The sequence below is a fragment of the Stutzerimonas sp. VN223-3 genome, assembly GCF_045999685.1.
Taxonomy (GTDB): Bacteria; Pseudomonadota; Gammaproteobacteria; order Pseudomonadales; family Pseudomonadaceae; genus Stutzerimonas; species Stutzerimonas stutzeri_AR.
Genome location: NZ_RBEC01000002.1, coordinates 88,769 through 112,005, shown reverse-complemented (window position 1 = coordinate 112,005; position 23,237 = coordinate 88,769). Strand labels below are relative to the sequence as shown.

The 23,237-nt window shown below is 60.2% G+C and carries 22 protein-coding genes; 16 read left to right on the top strand and 6 right to left on the bottom strand.

The annotated features are described in order from the left end of the window. Positions 1–3: 3 nt before the first annotated feature. The 5 genes from D7241_RS09330 to D7241_RS09310 all read left to right on the top strand — a co-directional run bounded on the left by D7241_RS09330 (position 4) and on the right by D7241_RS09310 (position 4,686). Positions 4–1,209: a uroporphyrinogen-III C-methyltransferase gene (locus D7241_RS09330; RefSeq protein ID WP_408101292.1), complete on the top strand. Its 1,206-nt coding sequence runs from the start codon at positions 4–6 to the stop codon at positions 1,207–1,209. Then, positions 1,206–2,444: a heme biosynthesis HemY N-terminal domain-containing protein gene (locus D7241_RS09325; RefSeq protein WP_408101291.1), complete on the top strand. Its 1,239-nt coding sequence runs from the start codon at positions 1,206–1,208 to the stop codon at positions 2,442–2,444. The genes D7241_RS09330 and D7241_RS09325 overlap by 4 nt, the downstream gene beginning before the upstream one ends. 117 nt (positions 2,445–2,561) lie before the next feature. Next, a complete protein-coding gene (locus D7241_RS09320; RefSeq protein WP_408101290.1) occupies positions 2,562–3,053 on the top strand; it encodes a disulfide bond formation protein B in 492 nt (163 codons plus the stop codon). Between the two features lie 251 nt (positions 3,054–3,304). Beyond that, on the top strand, positions 3,305–3,769 hold the full coding sequence (gene rsd / locus D7241_RS09315) for a sigma D regulator (RefSeq protein ID WP_255980022.1): 465 nt from the start codon (positions 3,305–3,307) through the stop codon (positions 3,767–3,769). A gap of 110 nt (positions 3,770–3,879) precedes the next feature. Beyond that, positions 3,880–4,686, top strand: coding sequence for an AlgP family protein (locus tag D7241_RS09310; protein WP_408101289.1), 807 nt, complete (start codon positions 3,880–3,882; stop codon positions 4,684–4,686). On the opposite strand, the gene D7241_RS09305 is transcribed toward D7241_RS09310, so the two are convergent. Further along, on the bottom strand, positions 4,662–5,138 hold the full coding sequence (locus D7241_RS09305; protein WP_408101288.1) for a TIGR02444 family protein: 477 nt from the start codon (positions 5,136–5,138) through the stop codon (positions 4,662–4,664). The two genes, D7241_RS09310 and D7241_RS09305, sit on opposite strands and share 25 nt — an antisense overlap. A gap of 67 nt (positions 5,139–5,205) precedes the next feature. Between D7241_RS09305 and D7241_RS09300 the strand changes: the two genes are divergently transcribed. From D7241_RS09300 to D7241_RS09280, 5 genes are read left to right on the top strand one after another with little or no spacing between them, the layout of a single operon-like run. Beyond that, positions 5,206–7,116, top strand: a complete 1,911-nt coding sequence (locus tag D7241_RS09300; RefSeq protein WP_408101287.1) for an ATP-binding cassette domain-containing protein — start codon at positions 5,206–5,208, stop codon at positions 7,114–7,116. Continuing rightward, entirely contained in the window at positions 7,113–7,694 is a 582-nt protein-coding gene (locus D7241_RS09295) for a mechanosensitive ion channel domain-containing protein (RefSeq protein ID WP_408101286.1), read from the top strand. Before D7241_RS09300 ends, D7241_RS09295 begins: the two co-directional genes overlap by 4 nt. 5 nt (positions 7,695–7,699) lie before the next feature. Continuing rightward, on the top strand, positions 7,700–8,461 hold the full coding sequence (locus tag D7241_RS09290; RefSeq protein WP_255980032.1) for a TerC family protein: 762 nt from the start codon (positions 7,700–7,702) through the stop codon (positions 8,459–8,461). Positions 8,462–8,510: 49 nt separating this feature from the next. Then, a complete protein-coding gene (locus D7241_RS09285) occupies positions 8,511–9,143 on the top strand; it encodes a LysE family transporter (protein ID WP_408101285.1) in 633 nt (210 codons plus the stop codon). Between the two features lie 14 nt (positions 9,144–9,157). Further along, positions 9,158–9,616: a YaiI/YqxD family protein gene (locus D7241_RS09280; protein WP_408101284.1), complete on the top strand. Its 459-nt coding sequence runs from the start codon at positions 9,158–9,160 to the stop codon at positions 9,614–9,616. Positions 9,617–9,673: 57 nt separating this feature from the next. Here the strand turns inward: D7241_RS09280 and D7241_RS09275 are convergent, their stop codons facing one another. Continuing rightward, entirely contained in the window at positions 9,674–10,141 is a 468-nt protein-coding gene (locus D7241_RS09275; protein WP_255980038.1) for a thioesterase family protein, read from the bottom strand. 157 nt (positions 10,142–10,298) lie between these two features. Continuing rightward, entirely contained in the window at positions 10,299–10,961 is a 663-nt protein-coding gene (gene elbB / locus D7241_RS09270) for an isoprenoid biosynthesis glyoxalase ElbB (protein WP_255980040.1), read from the bottom strand. Positions 10,962–11,276: 315 nt separating this feature from the next. On the opposite strand from elbB, the gene hemB reads away from it, so the two are divergent. Both hemB and ppk1 read left to right on the top strand, forming a co-directional pair. Further along, positions 11,277–12,290, top strand: coding sequence for a porphobilinogen synthase (gene hemB, locus D7241_RS09265; RefSeq protein ID WP_408101283.1), 1,014 nt, complete (start codon positions 11,277–11,279; stop codon positions 12,288–12,290). Between the two features lie 19 nt (positions 12,291–12,309). After that, entirely contained in the window at positions 12,310–14,511 is a 2,202-nt protein-coding gene (gene ppk1, locus D7241_RS09260; protein ID WP_408101282.1) for a polyphosphate kinase 1, read from the top strand. A 49-nt stretch (positions 14,512–14,560) separates the two neighbouring features. Here ppk1 and ppx read toward each other — a convergent pair whose 3' ends face one another. Then, positions 14,561–16,063 (bottom strand): exopolyphosphatase, encoded by a 1,503-nt coding sequence (gene ppx / locus D7241_RS09255; protein WP_408101281.1) that lies wholly within the window; start codon positions 16,061–16,063, stop codon positions 14,561–14,563. A gap of 209 nt (positions 16,064–16,272) precedes the next feature. Between ppx and trxA the strand changes: the two genes are divergently transcribed. From trxA to D7241_RS09235, 4 genes are all read left to right on the top strand, one after another. Continuing rightward, the gene (trxA, locus tag D7241_RS09250) at positions 16,273–16,599 is read left to right on the top strand and encodes a thioredoxin TrxA (protein WP_021207111.1); all 327 of its coding nucleotides are present in this window, start codon (positions 16,273–16,275) and stop codon (positions 16,597–16,599) included. A 230-nt stretch (positions 16,600–16,829) separates the two neighbouring features. Next, positions 16,830–18,089 (top strand): transcription termination factor Rho, encoded by a 1,260-nt coding sequence (rho, locus tag D7241_RS09245; protein WP_256047780.1) that lies wholly within the window; start codon positions 16,830–16,832, stop codon positions 18,087–18,089. A gap of 122 nt (positions 18,090–18,211) precedes the next feature. Further along, positions 18,212–19,678 (top strand): 4-hydroxy-3-polyprenylbenzoate decarboxylase, encoded by a 1,467-nt coding sequence (gene ubiD / locus D7241_RS09240; protein WP_408101280.1) that lies wholly within the window; start codon positions 18,212–18,214, stop codon positions 19,676–19,678. Positions 19,679–19,712: 34 nt separating this feature from the next. After that, a complete protein-coding gene (locus tag D7241_RS09235; RefSeq protein ID WP_408101279.1) occupies positions 19,713–20,684 on the top strand; it encodes a CDP-6-deoxy-delta-3,4-glucoseen reductase in 972 nt (323 codons plus the stop codon). A 100-nt stretch (positions 20,685–20,784) separates the two neighbouring features. Here the strand turns inward: D7241_RS09235 and D7241_RS09230 are convergent, their stop codons facing one another. Both D7241_RS09230 and argS read right to left on the bottom strand, forming a co-directional pair. Next, positions 20,785–21,444, bottom strand: coding sequence for an SPOR domain-containing protein (locus tag D7241_RS09230; RefSeq protein ID WP_408101278.1), 660 nt, complete (start codon positions 21,442–21,444; stop codon positions 20,785–20,787). Then, complete coding sequence (gene argS / locus D7241_RS09225; RefSeq protein WP_408101277.1) at positions 21,445–23,184, bottom strand: arginine--tRNA ligase; 1,740 nt, start codon at positions 23,182–23,184, stop codon at positions 21,445–21,447. It abuts the gene before it with no gap. Positions 23,185–23,237 lie beyond the last annotated feature (53 nt).

Genomic DNA, 23,237 nt, shown 5'->3' with positions numbered 1-23,237 from the left:
AACGTGAGCGAAGTAGATCCCGATAAGGCACCGCAGCAACCCACGGGCAACGACCCCGTCATACCCGCTAAAGACATTCCACCGAAGAGGCCGGCAAGCAGCACACAGAAGACCGATAGCAGCGGCCGCGGATTGGCCGGATTTGCGCTGCTGGTCGGACTTGCCGGTCTGGCTGCTGGCGGCTACAGCGTCTGGCAGACGCAACAAATGAGCCAGCAAGAACAGCAGCAGCTCGAAGCGGCGCAAGCCACTCGCGAGCAGGCACGTCAATTGAGCGAGCACAGTCAGCAACTGGCCAGTCGTCTGGGACGGCTGGAACAGTTGCCCTCAGCAGAGCAACTGGAAGATCGGCGGCGTCTGCTTTCGGAACTGCAAAGCGACCAGCAACGGCTTTCCGGGCGGGTCGAGCAGGTACTCGGAGCCAGCCGCGAGCAGTGGCGACTCGCTGAAGCCGAGCATTTGTTGCGCATGGCCATGTTGCGGCTGTCGGCCATGCAGGACGTGAATAGCGCCGAATCGCTGATTGCAGAAGCAGATCTGATCTTGCGCAAGCAGGACGATCCGGGCGCTTACGGGGCCCGACAGAAGCTGCTGGAGGGTCTCGAAGCGCTGCGCAGTTTGCCGGAGCTGGACCGTACCGGCCTGTTCCTGCAACTGGGTGCGTTGCGCGGTCAGGCCAATCAGCTTAGCGGTTTGGCCCCTGAATTCGAGAACGGCCAAAGCCAGCCTGAGACGCAGAGCGAAAGCCGCTGGCAGCGTTGGCTTAATGAGCTGACACGCTACGTGCGGATTGATTTCAACGCCGGCACCGATGTCAAGCCGCTGCTTGCCGGTCAGAGCCTGGCGCAGGTGCGGCTGGCCCTTTCGTTGGCTATCGAGCAGGCGCAGTGGGCCGTGCTCAACGGCAACGCGGAAGTTTATCGGCAGTCCCTGAGCCAGGCTGCTCGGCTGATCGAGGACCACTTCAGCGAAGAGAACGGTCAGAGCCGCGGGCTGCGTGATCGCATCGAGGCGCTTGCAAAGCGGCAGGTATCGGTCACCCTGCCGGATTTGTCGCCCGCATTGAAGGCCATGCAGGCCTATGTGCAGGAGCGCGAATCTGCCGAGAGCGCCGAATCTTCTGAGCAAGGTGCAAGTGAGCAATCCGCTGGCGAAGCTGAACAGGCACCCGAGGTTGAGCGGACTGGCGAGGAGGGGCAGCGCATATGAAACGGCTGGCCATCATACTCGTCGTCCTGCTCGCCATTGTCGGCTTTCTCGGCTGGGCCATTTTTCAAGATTCCGGCTACGTCCTGATCAGTTATGACCGTTTTCGCTATGAGTCGAGCTTCTGGGTATTTCTGGGGCTGATCGCCTGCCTCTGGCTTGTGGCTATAGTGGTGCACTGGGTGCTGGGGTTGCTTTATACCTCCGGTACCCTGGCCAATCCCTGGTCGCGGCGCCATCGTGCACGCCGCGTTGCCAAGGCCTCGCAAACAGGCCTGCGGGAATTGGCCGAAGGCCAGTGGAGCCAGGCGCTCAGCCATCTACGTACCGCCGCCGAGCACGATCATCATCCTCTGGTGCATTACCTTGGTGCGGCCCGTGCCGCCAGCGAGTTGGGTGAATACGAGCAGAGTGACGAGCTGCTGCAAGAAGCGAGGAAGCGCGAACCGCAGGCCACGCTTGCGGTTGGGTTGACCCAGGCTCAGTTACAGATCGCACGCGGGCAATACGGCGAAGCTCGTGAGTCACTGAATGCGCTGCATGCTGACCATCCGCGGCATCCGTACGTGCTAACTCTGCTGCAGCAGCTCTATGTCCAGCTGCAGGACTGGCCCGCGCTGTGCCGGTTGCTGCCGGAACTGCACAAGCATCGCGTTCTGCCGCCTGCGCGCTTGAGCGAGCTGGAGTTGCTGACCTGGACGGCCGCGCTGGAGCAAGCCGGTCAGGCTCAAGGCAGTGCCGAAGATGATGACCAGCAATTGCTTAACCAACGCTGGCAGACCGTACCAAACGCGTTACGCAGCGAACCGTTGGTGGTACGTGCCTACGCTGACGGTCTTAGTCGGCTGGGTGCCGAAGAGAAAGCAGAAGAGGTTCTCTATGCCGCGCTCAAGCGTCAGTTCGATGATCGTCTGGTTGAGCGCTATGGGCGTGTGCGCGGACGCGAGCCGTCGCGCCAACTGGCGCATGCGGAGGCCTGGCTGAAAGGCCACCCGGAAAATGCCGAGCTGCTGCTTGCGCTTGGGCGTTTGAGCTTGCGCAATGAACTCTGGGGCAAAGCACGCGATTACCTGGAAGCGAGCCTGCGCTTCGAACACCGTGCGGAAACCTGCGCCGAGCTTGCGCGCCTGCTGGCACAGCTAGGTGACAACGAGCGCAGCAATCGGCTCTTCCAAGAAGGGCTCGGGCTCCTCGATCGATCAGGCGGTAGCCAACTGCAGGTCATCAGCGGCAGCTAACGGCCGGCAAAGCGCGTGACGGCCATCCCGTGCCGCCGCGTCGAGTCTTGCATAGCGCTTGCAGCTCGCCGCGCGCAGCACTACCGTAGCGAGCTTTTCCCTGTCTGCGGAGTCACCATGAACCTGGCCAGCCCACGTTCGCTATTTCTTCTAGCCTTCATCGGCAGCGTGCTGATGATGATCGCTGCGCTCTATCTGGAACATGTAGTCGGTCTGGCGCCGTGCCCTTTGTGCATCGTTCAGCGCATCTGCGTAATCGCTTTCGGCCTGGTTTGCCTGGTCGCTGCGATTCATGGTCCGCGCACCACCGGCCGCCGCGTTTATTCGATTCTGGCGCTGCTATCCGCGCTCGCCGGTGGTGCCACAGCCATACGTCAGATATGGCTGCAGAACATGCCGGCCGATCAGCTGCCGAGCTGCCTGCCCAGTCTCGAATACATGATGAATGCATTGCCGTTCCAGGAGATTGCCCGACTGGTGCTTCACGGTACGGCCGAGTGCGCCGAAGTCAGCTGGACATTGCTGGGTCTGAGTATCCCCGAGTGGACCTTGCTGGCGTTTATCGCCATGGCGATTTTCTGTCTTTGGCAACTGCTGCGGCGCGATTGAGGCTTTTTTTCGGGGTGGATGAATGATCGCTGCGCTTGGCGGTCAATGATCCAGAGCGAAGCGATTCGTCACTATTGTTGCTAGAGAATTTCGTCCGCGCTGCTTGATGCTTCGATCGTCGCGGCATAGTCTGCTCGGGCAGTGTCGGTTTTCTGCCAATTCGCTGTCACTCACCCGAGGCCATTATCCCCAGACAAAACATCGTCTTGGAAGGCGCAACAAGCATCATTGATAAGGGAAGTGAGGTCATCATGCTCGAGAGCTGTCGGAACGCCCAGGAACGCTGGGGAGGTGTGCACTTGCTGATCGACCGTTGGCTGCAAGAGCGCCACGCACTGATCAACGCATTCGATGGGTTGCATGTAAGCGACGCCACCGCGAGCCGCTCCGCCTTGCAGAAATTTTGTGAAATTCTGCTCGACTACGTGTCGGCCGGACATTTTGAGATATACGAGCAGTTGCTCGATGAAGCCGAAGCATTCGGAGACAAGCGCGGCCTCGACCTAGCCCATCAGATCTATCCGCGCATCGAAGCGATTACCGAGGTTGCGGTGGCCTTCAATGATCGTTGCGATAATGGTGACTGCCTCGACAGCCCAGGCCTGCCGGATGAGTTGAATTGTCTTGGGCGACTGCTGCACGAGCGCTTCGAGCTTGAAGACTGCCTGATCGAAGTGCTGCACACGGCGCATAAGCAGGCCGCCGCTACCGCCTGACCCTGGTCGAGCTTAAATAGGCGCTGCGCGCGGCATGCCGTTTTGGGGCTGTTGGTCGACTGCTGCTGCCCATCCAGTATTGCTGCACCATCCCGCCAGGAGGCGCCTTCATGCCTACGAAGAAGAACTCTGTAACCACGCCGTTGGACTTGCTGCAGCAGCTGTCGCGCAGCTTGGTGGAGCATCTGGAAACGGCTTGCAACGAGGCGCAGAAGGACACGGAAACTCTGCTTGCCAAGCTTGAGAAGCAGTGTGAAAAGGCACAGGAAAAACTCACCAAGGCCCGAGTCAAACTCGACGATGCGGGTGGCGCGGGCAAGTCGAAGGAAAAGACCAAAGCCCGTGCCAAGCTCGTCGAACTCGAAGATATGCTCGCTTTGCTACAGGCGCGGCAAGGCGAAACGCTGAGCTATCTGTCTGAATTGAAGCGCGATGTGGAACAAAGCCTAAATCTCGCCCAAGGCGTCACTCAGGTTGAAAAGGCCGCTGCGCAAGCCCTGGCGTCACGTGGCAAGCAGGCCCCGTCTCCTACCGCTAAGGCCCCGAGCAAGGCATCCACCAGCTCCACCAAGCCCACTGCCAAAGGTACTCCAGCCAAGCGGCCCACTGCCAAAGCGACGCCCAAGGTTTCGACAGTAACCCCTGGTTCCGCCGGAAGCCGCGCTAAACCCGCCGCTGCGGAGATCGTTACATCGGAGACGCCGACCGCGGCCAAACCATCCGCACGCAACGCGCCGGCGACGGGCGCGTCTCGTCCAGCCGGAAGCCGCAGTAAGCGACCTTCAGCGGAACAATCTACTCCGGCAACTGGCAAGCCCGCCGCGAAGAAGCCTGCAGCGCGCAAGCCAATAGCTTCGCGCAAGCCGGCCGCAGCCACGAACGAAACTGAAAATCAGTCGTCGCCCAGCGCGAGCTGATTCGCCGCGCGTCGCAGTACTTCCAGCGGTGCGTGTAGTTCGCCGTTGAGATCGGCGCAGAGCCGCTCCAGCCAATCAGTTGTTCGGCTCTTTGTCGTCCAGTGCCGCGTTGCATGTTGCAAGCGCTGGAGTTGGACGCGCTCGGCGTCCAGTTCCAGTTTTTTTACCCGCTCGCGTAGAGCAGCCAATTCTTCATCGTTTGCGGCCTGTTTACGCCAGCCTTGGCGAAGGCTGCGCAGTGGTGCGACCACCTGGCTCCGCCAGACATCGCTGATTTCTTTCAGCTGCGCCAGCCGCATCTCGTCACGGGCGATGCCGCGGCAATCCAGCCAGGCGCCGGTCAACATCAAGCAAACATCTGCGCCAGCCGTCTGCAGTTCGAGGCAAGCGGCTTCCACGCCAGGTTTGGCGTAGCAGGCGACGGCAAAATTCCACAGTTCATCGGTAGTCATCGGTAACTGCTTTTTTTCATTGGCACCGGATGGATTTCCAGGCGACCTGATAAACTCCGCCGCCATTATGATCCGACTTCAGAACCTGACTCTACAGCGCGGCCCGCAGCGTTTGCTCGAAGGCGCCGAGCTGACCCTTCACCCTGGCCAGAAGGTCGGGCTGGTTGGTGCCAACGGCGCCGGTAAATCTAGCCTTTTCGCCTTGCTGCGCGGGGAGTTCGCTCCTGATGGCGGCGATTGCCGATTGCCGCCGGACTGGCGTATCGCCCATATGCGTCAGGAGGTCGATACGCTCGATCGCCTGGCCGTGGATTACGTGCTCGACGGCGATACCGAGTTGCGTCGCGTCCAGGCGGCGCTGGCCGCCGCCGAGGCTGCCCATGACGGCACGGCGCTGGCGCGCCTGCATACCGAGTTGGACAACGCTGACGGTTATACCGCCGATGCGCGTGCGCGCAAGCTGCTCGCCGGCCTGGGTTTCGCCAACGAGCAGATGGATCTTCCGGTCAGCAGCTTTTCCGGTGGTTGGCGGATGCGCCTGAACCTGGCGCAGGCGCTGATGTGCCCCTCCGATTTGCTGCTGCTCGACGAGCCCACCAACCACCTCGATCTGGATGCCATTCTCTGGCTTGAAGCTTGGCTCAAGAGCTATCCCGGTACGTTGATGCTGATTTCGCACGACCGTGACTTCCTCGACGAGGTCGTGGGCAACGTCGTGCACGTCGAACAGCGCAAGCTGACCCTTTACCGAGGCGGCTATTCGGCCTTCGAACGGGCGCGTGCCGAGCGGCTGGCACAGCAGCAGCAGGCATTCGAGAAGCAACAGGCGCAGCGCGAACACATGGAAGACTTCATCCGCCGCTTCAAGGCCAAGGCGAGCAAGGCACGCCAGGCACAGAGTCGAATCAAGGCGCTTGAAAAGCTCGAGGAGCTGGCGCCGGCACATATCGATTCGCCGTTCGACTTTGTCTTCCGCGAAGCGGACAAGGTATCTAGCCCGCTGCTGGATCTGGCTGAGGGGCGCCTCGGTTACGGCGACAAAGTGGTATTGGACAAGGTCAAACTGCAACTGGTACCCGGCGCACGGATCGGCCTGCTCGGCCCCAACGGTGCGGGCAAGTCCACGCTGATCAAGACGCTGGCAAACGAGTTGCAGCCATTAAGCGGCCGCCTGCAACGCGGCGAGAATTTGGTGATCGGCTATTTCGCCCAGCATCAGCTCGACGCGCTGGACCCCAGGGCCAGCCCACTGCTGCACTTGCAGCGCATCGCGCCGGGCGAGCGGGAGCAGGTATTACGCGACTTCCTGGGTGGTTTCGATTTTCGCGGCAATCGCTGCGATGAACCGGTACTCAACTTTTCCGGTGGCGAGAAGGCTCGGCTGGCGCTGGCGCTGATTGCCTGGGGTAAACCCAACCTGCTGCTGCTCGACGAGCCGACCAACCACCTGGATCTGGAAATGCGTCTGGCATTGACGCTGGCGCTGCAGGATTTCGAAGGCGCTGTACTGGTGGTGTCGCACGACCGCCATCTGCTCAAGAGCACCACCGATGAGTTTCTGCTGGTGGCTGAAGGGCGGATCGCTGCGTTTGACGGTGATCTCGAAGACTATGCCCGGTGGTTGGTGGATTACCGGGCCCGCCAGCAGCCGGTGAGCACCGCCGAGCCTGCCGGTGACAAGACAGACAAGCGTGCCTTGCGTCAGGCTGCAGCAGCGCTACGTCAGCAGCTGGCGCCGCTCAAGCGGCAGGCAGACAAGCTGGAAAAAGACCTGGCCGGCGTCCACGACAAGCTGGCTGTGCTCGAAGAGCGCCTCGGCGATCCTGCGATGTACGAGGCGGCGCGCAAGGACGAACTACGTGAGTTGCTCGCCAAACAGGCGGAGTTGAAGGTACGCGAGAGCGAGCTGGAAGAGGCCTGGCTGGAAGCGCTTGAGGCGCTCGAAGCATTGCAGAGTCAACTCGAGGCCAGCGCATGAACGATCAGATATTGCTTCTTTCCCAAGAATGGCGTGACCAGTTACTGCTCGGATTGCAGGTGCTGCTGATCCTGCTGGTCGCTTACATTTTGCAGCGCCTGGTGGTGCGCGGATTGACGAGGCTTGGCAGTCGTTATCCGCTTCCGCCCGAGTTGCTCCTGCCGCTGCGTGGTGGTATTCGCTGGTTCATCATTGGCGGCGCGATGATCATGGTGCTGGAGCGCTTCGGGGTGTCCGCAACGGTGCTCTGGACCGCCTTCTCCGGGTTCGTGGCAGTGGCAGCGATTGCGTTCTTCGCTATCTGGAGCGTGCTCTCCAACCTACTCTGCGCCGTGCTGATCATGACGGTTGGGCCCTTTCGGTTGGGCGATGTGGTGGAGCTGGTCGAAAGCTTCGAAAAGCCCATCGTCAAGGGCCGAGTCATCGATATCAACCTGCTTTACACCACGCTTGAAGAGGCATCCGAAAGTGGAACCGGTGCAATTGTTCAGGTGCCCAACAGCTTGTTCTTTCAGAAAGTCGTGCGCCGTTGGCGCGGGACCGACATACAGACCCTCAATCACAACACACACGAGTAATACTCATGGAATGGCTTAGCAGTCCAGAAATCTGGGTCGCGTTTCTGACCCTGACCGCCTTGGAAATCGTCCTCGGCATCGACAACATCATTTTCATTTCCATTCTGGTCGGACGCTTGCCGAAGGAACAGCAACCCAAGGCGCGCTTCTTCGGGCTTGCGCTGGCAATGGGGACGCGAATCCTACTGCTGTTGTCGATTGCCTGGGTGATGCGCCTGACCAACGATTTGTTCACGGTGTTCGAGCATGGCGTGTCCGGTCGTGACCTTATCCTGTTCTTCGGCGGTTTGTTCCTGCTGTTCAAAAGCACGATGGAGATCTGGCACAGCGTCGAAGGCGAAGAAGGCCAGGACGGTACCACCGGCGGCGCGGTCAAGGCCGGCTTCATTGGCATCATTCTGCAGATCGCGGTGATCGATATCGTCTTCTCGCTGGACTCGGTGATTACTGCGGTGGGTTTGGTGGACAACGTGCAGGTGATGATTGCCGCGATTGTCATCGCCGTTGGGGTGATGATGCTGGCAGCCGGCACTATCAGTAATTTCATCGAGAAGCATCCAACGCTGAAGATTCTTGCGCTGTCGTTCCTTATCGTGGTCGGCACCCTGCTGGTTGCTGAGGCCTTCGGCGCGCACGTGCCCAAGGGCTACGTGTACTTCGCGATGGCGTTCTCGCTGGCGGTAGAAGCGCTCAACATCCGTATGCGCAAGGCGATGAATCGCAAACTGAAGGACCCGGTCAAGCTCGGCAAGGACATGCCAGGCTAACCCGCATAGCTGGCTGCGCCTGCTTGGCGCAGCCGAGTGAGGATCAAACATGACGCCCGAAACCTGGCTTGCCTTCTTCGTCGCCTGTTGGGTCATCAGCCTGTCGCCGGGCGCGGGGGCGATTGCCTCGATGTCCTGTGGACTACAGTACGGATTCTGGCGCGGCTATTGGAATGCCATTGGTCTGCAGTTGGCGCTGGCGCTGCAGATTGCGGTGGTGGCGGCGGGCGTCGGCGCCGTGTTGGCGACGTCGTCGCTGGCCTTCAGCGTGATCAAATGGTTCGGCGTCGCCTATCTCTTATGGCTTGCGCTGAAACAGTGGCAGGCGATGCCGGAAATGCTCGATGACAGTTCCGCGCCGCGGCCGATCGGCCGACCGCTGACATTGGTATTGCGCGGCTTTCTGGTTAACGCCAGCAACCCCAAGGCGATCGTTTTTATCCTCGCGGTGCTGCCGCAGTTTCTCGATCCGCAGCGCGACCTCGTGCTGCAGTATCTGCAAATGGGCGCAACCATGGTAGTGGTCGATCTGATCGTCATGGCCGGTTATACCGGCTTGGCCGCCAAGGTGTTGCGGCTGTTGCGTACCCCGCGCCAACAACGTCTGGTCAATCGCAGCTTCGCGGTGATGTTCGCCGGCGCGGCGGCATTACTGGCTACGGTGCGGCGGGCAGTGGTGTGACGGAAGTCGGGACGTTGCGCGTGTGGATTGATGCCGACGCCTGCCCAAAGGCGGCGAAGGATCAAGTAATCAAATTTGCCCTCAAGCGCAAATTCGAGGTGGTGCTGGTGGCCGGACAAAGCCAGATCAAGCCGGCCTTCGCCTGCGTACGGCTGATCGTAGTGCCGAGCGGTCCGGACGCCGCGGACGATTACTTGGTTGAGTACGCCCAGCCCGGCGAGCTGGTGATTTGCAGCGACGTGCCGCTGGCGGATCGGCTGGTCAAAAAGGGCGTGGCTGCCCTCGACCCGCGCGGGCGCGAGTTCGATGAGCGCAACATGGGCGAGCGCCTGGCGGTGCGCAATTTATTTACGGACCTGCGCGAGCTAGGGCAAGTGGGCGGCGGTCAAGCTGCTTACGGTGAGCGCGACCGGCAGGCCTTCGCCAACGCGTTGGATCGGCTGCTTGCGCAGTTGATGAAAAAAAGCCGATAGGCGGCATCAACTTCGGAAGAGCAAACCTTCAGAAGTCTGGCGCGTCCAGCCTTCAGCTTACCCACAAAGATAAGTGCCGGTGCCTACCGCCACCAGCACCCCTTCCTCGTTATGCAGTTCGGAGCGAACCACGGCTACCTTGTTGCCGGAACGCAACAGCGTCGCGCTGGCGCTGAAACGCTTGCCTCGTCCCGGCCGTAAGTAATCGATTCGCAGATCAATAGTGCCGAGACGTGAAAGCCGCACGGCGCGTTCTTCGGTCGTCAGGTGCTGATGCTTCTCGAAGGCACCAATCATCGCCATAGCTCCACCGGCAACGTCGAGCAGAGAGGCGATTACGCCGCCATGGAGAATGCCGTGAAAGAAGTTGCCGACCAGCTCATGTTTCATCGGCAGGTGCATGACAATTCGCTGGCGAGATACTTCGTCTAGCTCGATGCCCAAATACTCATTGAAGGGAATGCGCTCGAAGAGCTTGCGCACGGCTTGTTGTTGCTCTTCGATGGTGTCGATGTTGTTGGTCATGGGGGCGGCATCCTGGCAGGTAAGGGAAAGCTGCCGGAGGATGACGGGATTGACCAGTGCCACGGCAGGAGCGCCGGTACGATTGGCCGTATAGCCACGAGCGGGGTGAAAAATCCCGAGTCCTGTGCTCGGGATGCCGGACAGGCGAGACAGGTGGTTACTTGCTGGTAAGTTCCAATACCCGATCGACCAGCTTGTTTATGCCTGTCGCGGCTTCGCTGATTGATTGAGCAAGCATGTAGGCGGGGGTCGTCACCAGCTTGTGCTTCGAGTCCTCGACGATTTCGGTGACATCGCAAGCCTGATGCTCGACACCCATTTCCCGCGATGCGGCTGCCGCGGGATCATCGTCGTTGCCGAGCGTACAGACCACGCCTGGTCCGAAAATTTGTGCCGCCATGGTTGGTGCGATGCACATCATGCCGACCGGCTTGCCAGCTTTGGCGAAAGCCTGCGCGACAGACAGCACGTCCGGAAGGATCTTGCAGCCGGCTCCCTGGGTAGCGAAGTCGGAGAGATTTTTTGCCGCGCCGAATCCGCCAGGCATGATCAGCGCGTCGAAGTCGTCGGCGCTCGCCTCACCCAGATTCTTGATGTTCCCGCGAGCCAGGCGTGCGGACTCGGTCAGTACGTTGCGGCTTTCTGGCATTTCGTCGCCGGTGAGGTGGTTGATCACATGCATTTGTTCGATGTTCGGTGCGAAGCATTGAACCGTGGCGCCACGCTGGTCCAGACGCAGCAAGGTAATCACGCTCTCGTAGATTTCCGAACCGTCGTAAACGCCACAGCCGGAAAGAATCACGGCGACCTTTTTGTTCATAGGGATACTCCTGATCAGATTCGGCGGCCCGGCAAGAGAGCCTGGCGGACAACATTAATGCTAATCCCTGGCGAGATTCGCGGTAAGCCGTGCATAGTGGGTTTGATACGTCTTTGTAACGGGTGTTCAGTCGAAGCGGGCTCTAGCCGGCAGGCTTCAGCCCGGCGGTTGCTCGATCAAAGCACTGGAAGTACCTGTCGTGGGTGGCGACAATGATGGTATTCGACCACCGAGCCGCATGGCGCTGTCATCATTCGGTCACTAAGTCGGTCTATAAACGTCATATTCGCCCGTTCTGCGGGCCGGGAGTTCGCTGTGAGTTTCGTTCCTGCCAATCGACTGTTCCCTGCCACTCGCCTGCGTCGCAACCGTCGTGATGATTTTTCCCGCCGCTTGGTTCGCGAGAATCTGCTGAGCGTGGACGACTTGATCCTGCCGGTATTCGTCCTCGACGGCGAGAACCGCCGCGAGCAGGTGCCGTCGATGCCAGGTGTAGAACGCCTTTCCATCGACCTGCTGCTTGAAGAGGCGGAGGAACTGGTCGCGCTAGGCATTCCGGCATTGGCGCTGTTCCCGGTCACGCCGCTGGAGAAAAAATCCTTGGATGCCGCCGAGGCCTGGAATCCGGACGGTATTGCTCAGCGTGCCACTCGCGCGCTGCGTGAACGCTTTCCCGAGCTTGGGATCATCACGGACGTCGCGCTGGATCCGTTCACCACCCACGGCCAGGACGGCATTCTCGATGAGCAGGGCTACGTGCAGAACGATGTGACTGTCGATGCGCTGGTTCGCCAGGCGCTCTCCCACGCCGAGGCCGGGGCTCAGGTTTTGGCGCCTTCGGACATGATGGACGGGCGTATCCAGGCGATCCGCGAGGCAATTGAACTGGCCGATCACCACAACGTGCGCATCATGGCCTATTCGGCCAAGTATGCCAGCGCCTACTACGGCCCTTTCCGTGATGCAGTGGGTTCAGCGGCGAACCTGGGCAAGGGCAGCAAAAACACTTATCAGATGGACCCCGCCAATAGTGACGAGGCGCTGCACGAGGTGGGCGCCGATCTGGCCGAAGGCGCCGATATGGTCATGGTCAAGCCGGGAATGCCTTACCTGGACATTCTCTGGCGGGTAAAGGATGCCTTTCGCGTGCCGACCTTCGTCTATCAGGTCAGTGGTGAATATGCGATGCACATGGCTGCTATCCAGAACGGCTGGCTGAGCGAGGCAGTGGTTCTTGAATCGCTGACTGCCTTCAAGCGTGCTGGCGCAGATGGCATCCTGACCTACTTCGCCAAGCAGGCGGCACAACAATTAAAGCAGGGGCAGTAGCCCCTTCCGAGGCAGATCGATGACCAACCAGGGACTCAGCGAGAGCGAATTGCAGCTGCCCGTCAGCGAGGCGCAACCATCCCAGGAAGTGCTACCCGAGGCGGAGAGGGTAGAGGAAGCGCCAGTCACCGCACCGGTGCAACCGGTGCCGAACCTGGACGACAGCAGCCTCTATATCCATCGTGAGCTGTCGCAGCTGCAATTCAATATCCGGGTGCTGGAGCAGGCGTTGGATGAGTCCTATCCAATGCTGGAGCGGCTGAAGTTCCTGCTGATCTTTTCCAGCAATCTCGATGAGTTTTTCGAGATTCGCGTCGCCGGGCTGAAGAAGCAGGTCACCTTCGCCCGTGAGCAGGCAGGCGCTGATGGTCTGCAGCCGCACCAGGCGCTGGCGCGGATCTCCGAACTGGTCCATGAGCAGGTTAGCCGACAGTATTCGATCCTCAACGAAGTGCTGCTGCCCGAGCTGGCCAAGCATCAGGTGCGCTTCATCCGCCGCCGCTACTGGACGGCCAAGATCAAGACCTGGGTGCGCCGTTATTTTCGCGACGAGATCGCGCCGATCATCACCCCCATCGGTCTGGATCCGACCCATCCGTTCCCGCTGCTGGTGAACAAGAGCCTCAACTTCATCGTCGAGCTGGAAGGCATCGATGCCTTCGGTCGCGATTCGGGGCTGGCGATAATTCCGGCGCCGCGTCTGCTGCCCCGGGTGATTCGCGTACCCGAAGAAGTCGGGGGAGCGGGCGCCAACTACGTGTTCCTGTCATCGATGATTCATGCGCACGCGGACGATCTGTTCCACGGCATGAAGGTCAAGGGCTGCTATCAGTTCCGCCTGACGCGCAACGCCGACCTGTCCGTGGATACCGAGGATGTCGAGGATCTGGCACGGGCGCTGCGCGGCGAGCTGATCTCCCGGCGTTACGGCGATGCGGTGCGGCTGGAGGTGGTCGATACCTGCCCCAATCACCTCGCGGATTTCCTGCTCAAGCAGTTCAGCCTGAGCGAGAGCGAACTCTATCGGGTCAACGGGCCGGTCAACCTGACCCGACTGTTCGGTATCACCGGTCTGGATAGTCATCCGGAACTGCAGTACACGCCGTTTACACCCGCAATCCCCAAGCTGCTGCAGAACAGCGAAAACATCTTCAATGTCGTCGGCAAGCAGGACATCCTGTTGCTGCATCCCTACGAGTCGTTCACGCCTGTGGTCGACCTCTTGCGTGAGGCTGCCAAGGACCCTTGCGTGCTTGCCGTCAAGCAGACACTTTATCGTTCCGGCGCTAACTCCGAGATCGTCGACGCGCTGGTAGAAGCGGCGCGCAATGGCAAGGAAGTTACCGCGGTGATCGAGCTTCGCGCGCGCTTCGATGAAGAATCCAACCTCCAGTTGGCGAGCCGACTGCAGCAGGCCGGCGCGGTAGTGATCTACGGCGTGGTCGGCTACAAGACCCACGCCAAGATGATGCTGATCCTGCGTCGCGAGAACGGCGAGCTGCGACGCTACGCCCATCTGGGTACCGGCAACTATCACGCCGGCAATGCGCGGCTGTATACCGACTACAGCCTGCTGACATCCGATGATGCGCTCTGTGAAGACGTGTCCAAGCTGTTCAGCCAGTTGATCGGTATGGGCAAGACCATGCGCATGAAGAAGCTCCTGCATGCGCCTTTCACCCTGAAAAAAACACTGCTCGACATGATCGCGCAGGAAACCCAGCATGCAAGCGAAGGCAAGCCGGCGCACATTATCCTCAAGGTCAATTCGTTGACCGACGCGAAGATGATTCGCGCTCTGTACAAGGCCAGCCAGACCGGGGTGCGTGTGGACCTGGTCGTGCGCGGCATGTGTTGCCTGCGTCCGGGAATCGTCGGGGTGTCGCACAACATCCAGGTGCGCTCGATTATCGGTCGTTTCCTCGAGCACAGCCGGGTCTTCTACTTTCTCAATGGCGGCGACGAGAAGCTCTACCTATCCAGCGCCGATTGGATGGAGCGCAACCTGGATCGTCGCGTCGAAACCTGTTTCCCCGTCGAGGGCAAGAAGCTGGTCACTCGTGTGAAGAAGGAGGTCGAAGGCTTCCTCACGGACAACACCCAGAGCTGGACGCTGCAACCTGACGGCACCTATCTGCGCAACAGTCCGAGTGGAAACCAGAACCCGCGCAATGTGCAAAACACCTTGTTGGAGCGCCTCGGTAGCCCGACCGCTCGCTGATCCGGTCAAGGGTCCGTTGTCAGGCTGGTGGGCCGATTTGCGGAGGCGATCAGCGCACCGTCAGGTTGAAATCGATGCGCTTGAGCCAGTCGGCTTCCTGAGCGAAATCGGCCTGAGTCAGCGGATTGTTTTCCAGCCAGCCGTCGGGGAAGGCCACGTCGAGGCTGCTGTCGTCTGCCTTGAGCTGAAATGCCGGCGCCTGCTGCGGCCCGCGAATGTGATGGAAAAGAATGGCGAAGCGCAGCAGCACGCACAAGCGGGTCAACTTGATGCCATCCTCACTCAGCTCCTCGAACTTTTGCTTGGGTATGTTGCGGCGATGGCCGCGAACCAACAGAGCCAGCATCTGCTGGTCCTGACGCGAAAATCCCGGCAAGTCGGAATGCTCGATCAGGTAGGCGCCATGCTTGTGATAGTGGTAGTGCGCGATGTCCAAGCCGACTTCATGGATGCGCGCCGCCCAGCCAAGTAATTCGCGCTGCCAATCTTCATCCAGGCCCCAGTCGGCCGACACCTGATCGAAGGCTTCCAACGCCTTGCTTTCGACCCGAGCTGCCTGTTCGGTGTCGACGTGGTAACGCTCCATGAGAAAGCTCAGGGTGCGGTCGCGGATGTCTTCCTGGTGATGCCGGCCGATGAGGTCGTAGAGCACGCCTTCGCGTAACGCGCCTTCGGAGTGGGCCATGCTGGTGAGCTCCAGCGCATCGAAAATCGCCTCGAGAATTGCCAAGCCGGCTGGAAAGATGCTCTTGCGGTCGGGCTTGATGCCGTCCATGTCGAGCTTTTCCACGTCGCCCAGTTTGAACATCTTGCGCTTGAGCCAGCCGAGCCCATCGCTGGTGACCTCGCCGTTGCTCAGACCGGCACCCTTGATCGCCAGCCCGACGGCGCGTATGGTGCCGGATGCGCCGACCGCATCCTGCCAGCCGAGCCGGCGCAGGCCGTGTTCAATGCTCATCAGTTCCAGCCGCGCTGCCGTGTAGGCCTGGGCATAGTGCGCGGGGGTAATCTTGCCATCGCGGAAGAACCGCTGGGTGAAGCTCACGCAACCCATTTGCAGGCTTTCGCGCAGCAGCGAATCGAAGCCCTGGCCGATGATGAACTCACTGCTGCCGCCACCGATATCGACGACTAGCCGTTTGCCAGGGGCCGCGGGAAAGGTATGCGATACGCCAAGATAAATCAGCCGCGCTTCCTCGCGGCCGGATATCACCTCGACCTGATGGTTGATGATCGTCTCGGCCTGGCGAATGAACTGCGCACGATTGCGGGCCTCGCGCAGGGCATTGGTGCCCACCACGCGAACCGTTCCCTGGGGCAAATGATTGACCAGTTGGGCGAAGCGGCGCAGGCAGTCGAGGCCGCGCTGCATGGCTTGCTCGTCGAGCAAGCGGTTCTCATCTATGCCTGCAGCCAGCTGAACCTTCTCGCCGAGCCGCTCGATGATACGCATCTCTCCGTTGCTGGTGCGGGCCAGCACCATGTGAAAGCTGTTCGATCCGAGATCGAGGGCGGCGATCATCGGAGAGGGTTCGGCGGCTGGTGGGCGCATGGGTCAGTCTCTGTGCAAAACGCCGACATCCTGACATGATCGTCGTTATCCGCCAATGCGCAGCACCATGCAGCACCATCCTGGTCCTGTGCTAATAGCCAGGTTCGCGGCGATGCGCCAATTGCCCGAGCGACGGGCTGCGACTTTCGGTCCGCATCAAGCCGGGCTATGATGGCATCACTTTCGGTTTTGACCCCTGGAGAAATTCCATGAGCGAGTACATCAACAATGTCAGCGACAGCAGCTTCGAGCAGGATGTGCTCCAGGCGGACGGTCCTGTTCTGGTCGATTACTGGGCCGAGTGGTGTGGTCCATGCAAAATGATCGCTCCGGTACTCGACGAGATTGCCAAGGACTACGAGGGCAAGCTCAAGGTCTGCAAGCTTAATATCGACGAAAACCAGGAAACCCCGCCAAAGTATGGCGTGCGCGGTATCCCGACCCTGATGTTGTTCAAGAACGGCAACGTCGAAGCCACCAAGGTTGGCGCTTTGTCGAAGTCGCAGCTGGCTGCGTTTCTCGACAGCAACATCTAAGTTAAAAAGCTCTTCTTTTCAAAGCCCTCGCAAATGCGGGGGCTTTTTTCTAATGGCAGGGTGGACGCTTCGCCTGCGTGATGCTAAATTCGGCCTTGCGACGCTTCTCCGTCGCCCCCTGCATGCCGTCGCCGACGCACTTCAGCCTCATAAAGCACAACGAACCAGTTCGTCTCTTGCTGCGCGGCTTCTCAAGCTAATCGCTTTCTTCATCCTTCCTGACTCTTTCTATGAATCTGACCGAACTTAAGCAAAAGCCCATCACCGAACTGCTGGAAATGGCCGAACAGATGGGCATCGACAACATGGCCCGTTCGCGCAAGCAGGACGTGATTTTCTCCCTGCTAAAGAAGCACGCGAAAAGCGGTGAGGAAATCTCCGGTGACGGCGTGCTGGAGATTCTCCAGGATGGCTTCGGCTTCCTGCGCTCTGCGGATTCTTCTTATCTCGCCGGGCCTGATGACATCTATGTCTCGCCGAGCCAGATTCGCCGCTTCAATCTGCGTACCGGTGACACCATCGTCGGTAAAATTCGCCCGCCGAAAGAAGGCGAACGTTACTTCGCCTTGCTCAAGGTCGACACGATCAACTTCGATCGGCCGGAGAACGCGAAGAGCAAGATCCTGTTCGAGAACCTGACGCCGCTGTTCCCCAACCAGCGTCTGACGATGGAAGCCGGCAACGGCTCCACCGAGGACCTGACCGGTCGCGTGATTGACCTTTGCGCACCGATCGGCAAGGGCCAGCGCGGGCTGATCGTCGCTCCGCCGAAAGCGGGCAAGACCATCATGTTGCAGAACATTGCCAGCAACATCACCCGCAATAATCCCGAGTGCCACCTGATCGTTCTGCTGATCGACGAGCGCCCGGAAGAAGTGACCGAAATGCAGCGCACCGTGCGCGGCGAAGTGGTCGCCTCGACCTTCGACGAGCCGCCGACCCGCCACGTGCAGGTTGCGGAAATGGTGATCGAAAAGGCCAAGCGCCTGGTCGAGCACAAGAAGGACGTGGTTATTCTGCTGGATTCCATTACGCGTCTGGCGCGTGCCTACAACACTGTGATTCCGAGCTCCGGCAAGGTGCTGACCGGTGGTGTCGATGCTCACGCCCTGGAGAAGCCCAAGCGTTTCTTCGGCGCTGCGCGCAACATCGAGGAAGGCGGCAGCCTGACCATTCTCGCCACCGCGCTGGTGGAAACCGGCTCGAAGATGGACGAGGTGATCTACGAGGAATTCAAGGGCACTGGCAACCTCGAGCTGCAACTCGATCGTCGCATCGCCGAGAAACGTGTATTTCCGGCGATTAACATCAATCGTTCGGGTACTCGCCGTGAAGAGCTGCTGACCAGCGAGGAAGAGCTGCAGCGCATCTGGATTCTGCGCAAGCTCTTGCATCCGATGGATGAAAGCGCCGCCATCGAGTTCCTGCTGGACAAGCTCAAGGACACCAAGACCAACGACGAATTCTTCATGTCGATGAAGCGTAAGTAAGCGTCCGGTCGCGCCACCGAGGCCGGGGAAACCCGGCCTTCGTCTATCTGCAGGTTTGGAATCGGCCGCGCCAAGGCTAAACTCTGCGCCTCGACACTTGCCGGCCGATGCGAGGCTCAAGCATGCAGTATCGCGATTTACGCGACTTTATCAGTGGCTTGGAACAGCGCGGCGAACTCAAGCGCGTCTCGACCGCCATCTCTCCCGTTCTGGAAATGACCGAGATTTGCGACCGTACCCTGCGTAAACAGGGTCCAGCGCTGCTCTTCGAGAACCCGACCGGCTTCGATATGCCGGTGTTGGGCAACCTGTTCGGCACACCCAAGCGCGTAGCGCTGGGGATGGGCGCCGAGGACGTTTCGGAGCTGCGCGAGATCGGCAAGCTGCTGGCCTTTCTGAAAGAGCCGGAGCCGCCGAAAGGCCTCAAGGACGCCTGGAGCAAGCTGCCGATCTACAAGAAAGTCATCAGCATGGCGCCCAAGATGCTGAAGGATGCGGCCTGCCAGGAAGTAATTCTGGAAGGTGATGATGTCGACCTGTCCGCGCTGCCGGTGCAGACCTGTTGGCCGGGCGACGCCGGACCGCTGATTACCTGGGGCCTCACCATCACCAAGGGGCCCAACAAAGAGCGGCAGAACCTTGGTATCTATCGTCAGCAAGTAATTGGCCGCAACAAGGTGATCATGCGCTGGCTCAGCCATCGTGGCGGCGCGCTGGATTATCGCGAGTGGTGCGAAAAATATCCTGACCGTCCCTATCCGGTTGCGGTGGCGCTCGGGGCGGACCCGGCGACCATTCTCGGCGCGGTTACCCCGGTGCCCGATTCGCTCTCCGAATACGCCTTCGCCGGCCTGTTGCGCGGTAGCCGCACGGAGCTGGTGAAATGCCGTGGCAGTAATCTGCAGGTGCCGGCTGGCGCTGAGATTGTGCTTGAGGGCTACATCCAACCTGGCGAAATGGCCGATGAAGGCCCCTACGGTGACCACACCGGCTATTACAACGAAGTCGATCGCTTCCCCGTCTTCACCGTCGAGCGTATCACCAGGCGTCGCGATGCGATCTATCACAGCACCTACACAGGCCGCCCGCCGGACGAGCCGGCGATTCTCGGGGTGGCGCTCAACGAAGTCTTCGTGCCAATCCTGCAAAAGCAGTTTCCGGAAATCACCGATTTCTATTTGCCGCCGGAAGGCTGCTCCTACCGCATGGCGGTGGTGACCATGAAGAAGCAGTACCCTGGCCATGCCAAGCGGGTGATGCTCGGCGTATGGAGCTTTCTACGGCAGTTCATGTACACCAAGTTCGTGATCGTCACTGATGACGATATCAACGCGCGCGATTGGAACGACGTGATCTGGGCCATCACCACACGTATGGATCCGAAGCGCGACACGGTGCTGATCGAAAATACGCCGATCGACTACCTCGATTTCGCCTCTCCAGTCTCCGGTCTAGGCAGCAAGATGGGGCTCGATGCCACCCATAAATGGCCGGGCGAGACCACTCGTGAGTGGGGCCGCGCCATTGTTCAGGACGAAGCGGTCAAGCGCCGCGTCGACGAACTCTGGGCCGAGCTGGGCATCGACTGATGATCAGCTGTTGTCTATTCAGGTTTTCCAGTTCATGAAAGTTACCTTGCAACCCTCCGGCGCCGTGCTTGAAGTCGAGCGTGGCGAACGGATCCTCGATGCCGCGCGCCGGTTGGGCTACGAGTGTCCTCAGGCCTGTCGCAACGGCAATTGCTTGATTTGTGCGGCGCTGCTGGTCAGTGGCCAGGTGCGTCAACACGGAGAAAGCGTCGACCACGGCGAGGTCTTCACATGTCTGGCCGAGCCCGAAGAAGACTGCGTATTGCTCTGGGATGGTGTTCTCGCTCCGGGCGAGTTGCCGGTGCGGACGCTGAGCTGTCAGCTGATCAGCTGCCAAGAGGTCGGTGGCGACGTGTTTCGTCTGTTGCTGCGTGCACCGGCAGGCAAGCCGCCACGCTATCACGCCGGGCAATACGTGCTGCTGGAGCGGGAAAATGGCGAATTCAGCGCCTTCTCGCTGGCGTCCGCTCCCGACCGGGGGCGCGAGCTGGAGCTCCATGTGCTGGCGCGCGAGAGCTCGGCTGTCGAGCTGCTCGAATTCATTCGTCGGCAAGGCTTGGTAAAGGTGCAAATGCCGTTTGGCGACGCTCATCTCGCCGAGCTTCCGGATGGCCCGCTGGTGCTGATCGCGGCAGGAACTGGAATGGCGCAAATGCACAGTCTGATCGAGCATTGCCGGGCCGAGGGGTTTACCCATCCGGTGCATCTGTACTGGGGCGTGCGGCGACCGGAAGATTTCTATCGATTAACGCATTGGGACGAATGGCAAGGCATGCCGAATCTATTCCTGCATCAGGTGGTTAGCGACGTCTGTGGATGGGACGGGCGTTGCGGCATGCTGCATGAGGCTGTTTGCGAGGATTTCGCCGATCTCAGATCCTTGCATGTCTATGCCAGCGGCTCGCCTGCGATGATTTACGGAACGCTCGACGCGTTGGTTGAAGCGGGGATGGATGCGACACAGATGCGCGCCGATGTCTTCGCTTACGCGCCACGGGAAAGCTAGGCCGCTCAGGCAACATCTGTCACTGGCCCCGCTCCGTACCTGGAGACAAATAGCCAACATGCGGACGGATCGTGGAGGCGTTGTGCCTCCCGATTCGCTATCAGCGCGCCTGCCGTTGCTGGAGCAGCAGGTTGTTGTAACCGCTTGCAGCTAGGGTCTTCTGCGCTTTGCCGAGCTGATCCCGGTCGGCATAGGGTCCGACCAGTACTCGATACCAGACTTCATCACGGACCGTGACGTTTTCGACGCGCACGTCCTGGCCGAGCAGGATGATCTGCGCGCGGACCTTTTCGGCTTCTGGTTTCTGCCGGAACGAACCCGCTTGAAGGAAGAACTGCGTGACCGGCGCTTTCGCCACGGTAGGCGGGGGCGGCGGGACCTTTCCATTCAAAGCGGCTTCGGCGCGGGCCGCGTCAATCTTAGCGGCCTCTTCCTGCGTGACTGGCGCTGGTGCTTCCGGCTTGGGCTCCTCCGGTGGCAGGATCACTTCCGACTCCGGCAGCAGTGTGTAGAAGTCATATTTCGGCTTGACCGATTGGCCCGTCGCTGGCGGTGAGCGCTTCGGCTGCTCTTTGGGCTGGGGTGCATCCTTGGCACGCTTGATTTCGTCCCCGCCGGGTTGCAGATTCATCAGGAACACGATGAAACCGCCAATCACTAGGCCGCATAGCAACCATATCCAGCCGGGAACGGGCTTTTTCGCGGGTGCCTGGTAACGGCTCGCCCCGCGCTTCGGTGCGGGTTTCTTCTTGGCGACCACTTACATCCGCTCCAGGGTTTCCAGGCCCAGCAATTCCAGGCCCTGCTTGAGGGTCTTGCCGGTGAGGGCAGCCAGGCGCAGGCGACTTTGTTTCACGGTTTCGCTCTCCGCGGTGAGTATCGGGCAATGCTCGTAGAAACTGGAAAACAGCCCGGCGAGATCGTATAGGTAGCTGCACAGCAAGTGTGGGACACCCTTCTCGCCGACGCCGTTGAGCACTTCAGCGAATTGCGCCAGTTTGGCGCCCAGCGCCTGTTCTTGCTCCGCGTCGAGCTGGATCGTGCCGGCAAGGCCCTCCATCCCTGTCCCTAGCTTGCGAAACACGCTGGCGACACGGGTGTAGGCGTAAAGCAGGTAGGGCGCGGTGTTGCCCTCGAAGCTGAGCATCTGTTCGAAGTTGAAGCTGTAATCGCTGGTGCGATGTTTGGACAGGTCTGCGTATTTCACCGCGCCGATGCCCACGGCACGAGCGATGCTCCGCAGTTCAGCTTCGTCTAGATCAGGATTCTTCTCTTTCACCAGGCTGTAGGCGCGCTGTTCTGCCTCGTCGAGCAGGTCGACCAACTTCACCGTGCCGCCGTCGCGGGTTTTGAACGGGCGGCCATCGGCGCCATTCATGGTGCCAAAACCCATATGCTCGAGTTGCATCCCGCTGTGCACGAAGCCGGCGCGGTGTGCGACTTCAAAAGCCATCTGGAAATGCAAAGCTTGTCGCTGATCGACGAAATACAGGGCACGATCAGCGTGCAGCTGCTGGCTACGGTAACGCATGGATGCGAGGTCGGTGGTGGCATACAAATATCCGCCGCCCGCCTTTTGCACGATCACGGGAAGGGGATTACCTTCGGCGTTCTTGAATTCATCGAGAAACACGCACTGGGCGCCGTTGCTTTCGCTCAACAGGCCCTTGGTCTTGAGTGACGCGACGATCTCACCGAGCTCGGCGTTGTAGGCGCTTTCGCCCTTGACGTCCGCTGGCGTGAGCTTGACGTTGAGCCGGTCGTAGACCTTCTGGCAATGTGAAAGGGAAATCTCGTTGAAGCGAGTCCACAGGCGCAGGCAGTCGGTATCGCCGGCTTGCAGCTTCACCACCAATTCACGGGCGCGCTCAGCGAACGCGGCGGAGTCGTCGAAACGCTGCTTCGCCGCGCGATAGAACTGTTCCAGATCGGACAGCTCGCTTTCGGCCGCGGCAGGATTTTCTTCCAGGTAAGCCAGCAGCATGCCGAACTGGGTGCCCCAATCGCCGACATGGTTCTGACGGATCACCTCGTCGCCGAGAAACTCTAGAACCCGCGCAACCGCGTCGCCGATGATGGTCGAGCGCAGATGGCCAACGTGCATCTCCTTGGCTAGGTTGGGTGAGGACAGATCGACGACGACTCGTTGCACCGGACCCGTCTTGCTCACACATAGGTGCGGATCGACAAGTGCGGCGTCAAGGCGCTCGGCCAGCGCTGCGCTGTTCTGGAAGAAGTTGAGAAATCCGGGGCCGGCGATTTCGACCTGGCTGATACTGGCGTCCGCCGGCAATGCCTCGATCAGCTTTTGCGCCAGGTCGCGTGGCTTCATTCCAGCCGGTTTCGCCAGCATCATGGCGATGTTGCTGGCGAAGTCCCCGTGGGTCTTGTCGCGGGTGTTCTCCACCTGAATCGTTGGCGTCAGCCCTTCGGGCAGCACGCCTTCAGCGGTGAGGCGGGTGAGGGCTTGCTGGATCAGATGGCGAATGCTGTCTTTCATCATTTGCTCGGTAGGCCCGAAGGCTTTGGTCGAAAACTGCGCATTATAAGAGC

Excerpts from the sequence above, each read along its gene's own strand:
- D7241_RS09325 (WP_408101291.1), top strand. The coding sequence starts at position 1,206 with ATGAAACGGCTGGCCATCATACTCGTCGTCCTGCTCGCCATTGTCGGC.
- D7241_RS09320 (WP_408101290.1), top strand. The coding sequence starts at position 2,562 with ATGAACCTGGCCAGCCCACGTTCGCTATTTCTTCTAGCCTTCATCGGC.
- rsd (WP_255980022.1), top strand. The coding sequence starts at position 3,305 with ATGCTCGAGAGCTGTCGGAACGCCCAGGAACGCTGGGGAGGTGTGCAC.
- D7241_RS09310 (WP_408101289.1), top strand. The coding sequence starts at position 3,880 with ATGCCTACGAAGAAGAACTCTGTAACCACGCCGTTGGACTTGCTGCAG.
- D7241_RS09305 (WP_408101288.1), bottom strand. The coding sequence starts at position 5,138 with ATGACTACCGATGAACTGTGGAATTTTGCCGTCGCCTGCTACGCCAAA.
- D7241_RS09300 (WP_408101287.1), top strand. The coding sequence starts at position 5,206 with ATGATCCGACTTCAGAACCTGACTCTACAGCGCGGCCCGCAGCGTTTG.
- D7241_RS09295 (WP_408101286.1), top strand. The coding sequence starts at position 7,113 with ATGAACGATCAGATATTGCTTCTTTCCCAAGAATGGCGTGACCAGTTA.
- D7241_RS09290 (WP_255980032.1), top strand. The coding sequence starts at position 7,700 with ATGGAATGGCTTAGCAGTCCAGAAATCTGGGTCGCGTTTCTGACCCTG.
- D7241_RS09285 (WP_408101285.1), top strand. The coding sequence starts at position 8,511 with ATGACGCCCGAAACCTGGCTTGCCTTCTTCGTCGCCTGTTGGGTCATC.
- D7241_RS09275 (WP_255980038.1), bottom strand. The coding sequence starts at position 10,141 with ATGACCAACAACATCGACACCATCGAAGAGCAACAACAAGCCGTGCGC.
- elbB (WP_255980040.1), bottom strand. The coding sequence starts at position 10,961 with ATGAACAAAAAGGTCGCCGTGATTCTTTCCGGCTGTGGCGTTTACGAC.
- ppk1 (WP_408101282.1), top strand. The coding sequence starts at position 12,310 with ATGACCAACCAGGGACTCAGCGAGAGCGAATTGCAGCTGCCCGTCAGC.
- ppx (WP_408101281.1), bottom strand. The coding sequence starts at position 16,063 with ATGCGCCCACCAGCCGCCGAACCCTCTCCGATGATCGCCGCCCTCGAT.
- trxA (WP_021207111.1), top strand. The coding sequence starts at position 16,273 with ATGAGCGAGTACATCAACAATGTCAGCGACAGCAGCTTCGAGCAGGAT.
- rho (WP_256047780.1), top strand. The coding sequence starts at position 16,830 with ATGAATCTGACCGAACTTAAGCAAAAGCCCATCACCGAACTGCTGGAA.
- ubiD (WP_408101280.1), top strand. The coding sequence starts at position 18,212 with ATGCAGTATCGCGATTTACGCGACTTTATCAGTGGCTTGGAACAGCGC.
- D7241_RS09235 (WP_408101279.1), top strand. The coding sequence starts at position 19,713 with ATGAAAGTTACCTTGCAACCCTCCGGCGCCGTGCTTGAAGTCGAGCGT.
- argS (WP_408101277.1), bottom strand. The coding sequence starts at position 23,184 with ATGAAAGACAGCATTCGCCATCTGATCCAGCAAGCCCTCACCCGCCTC.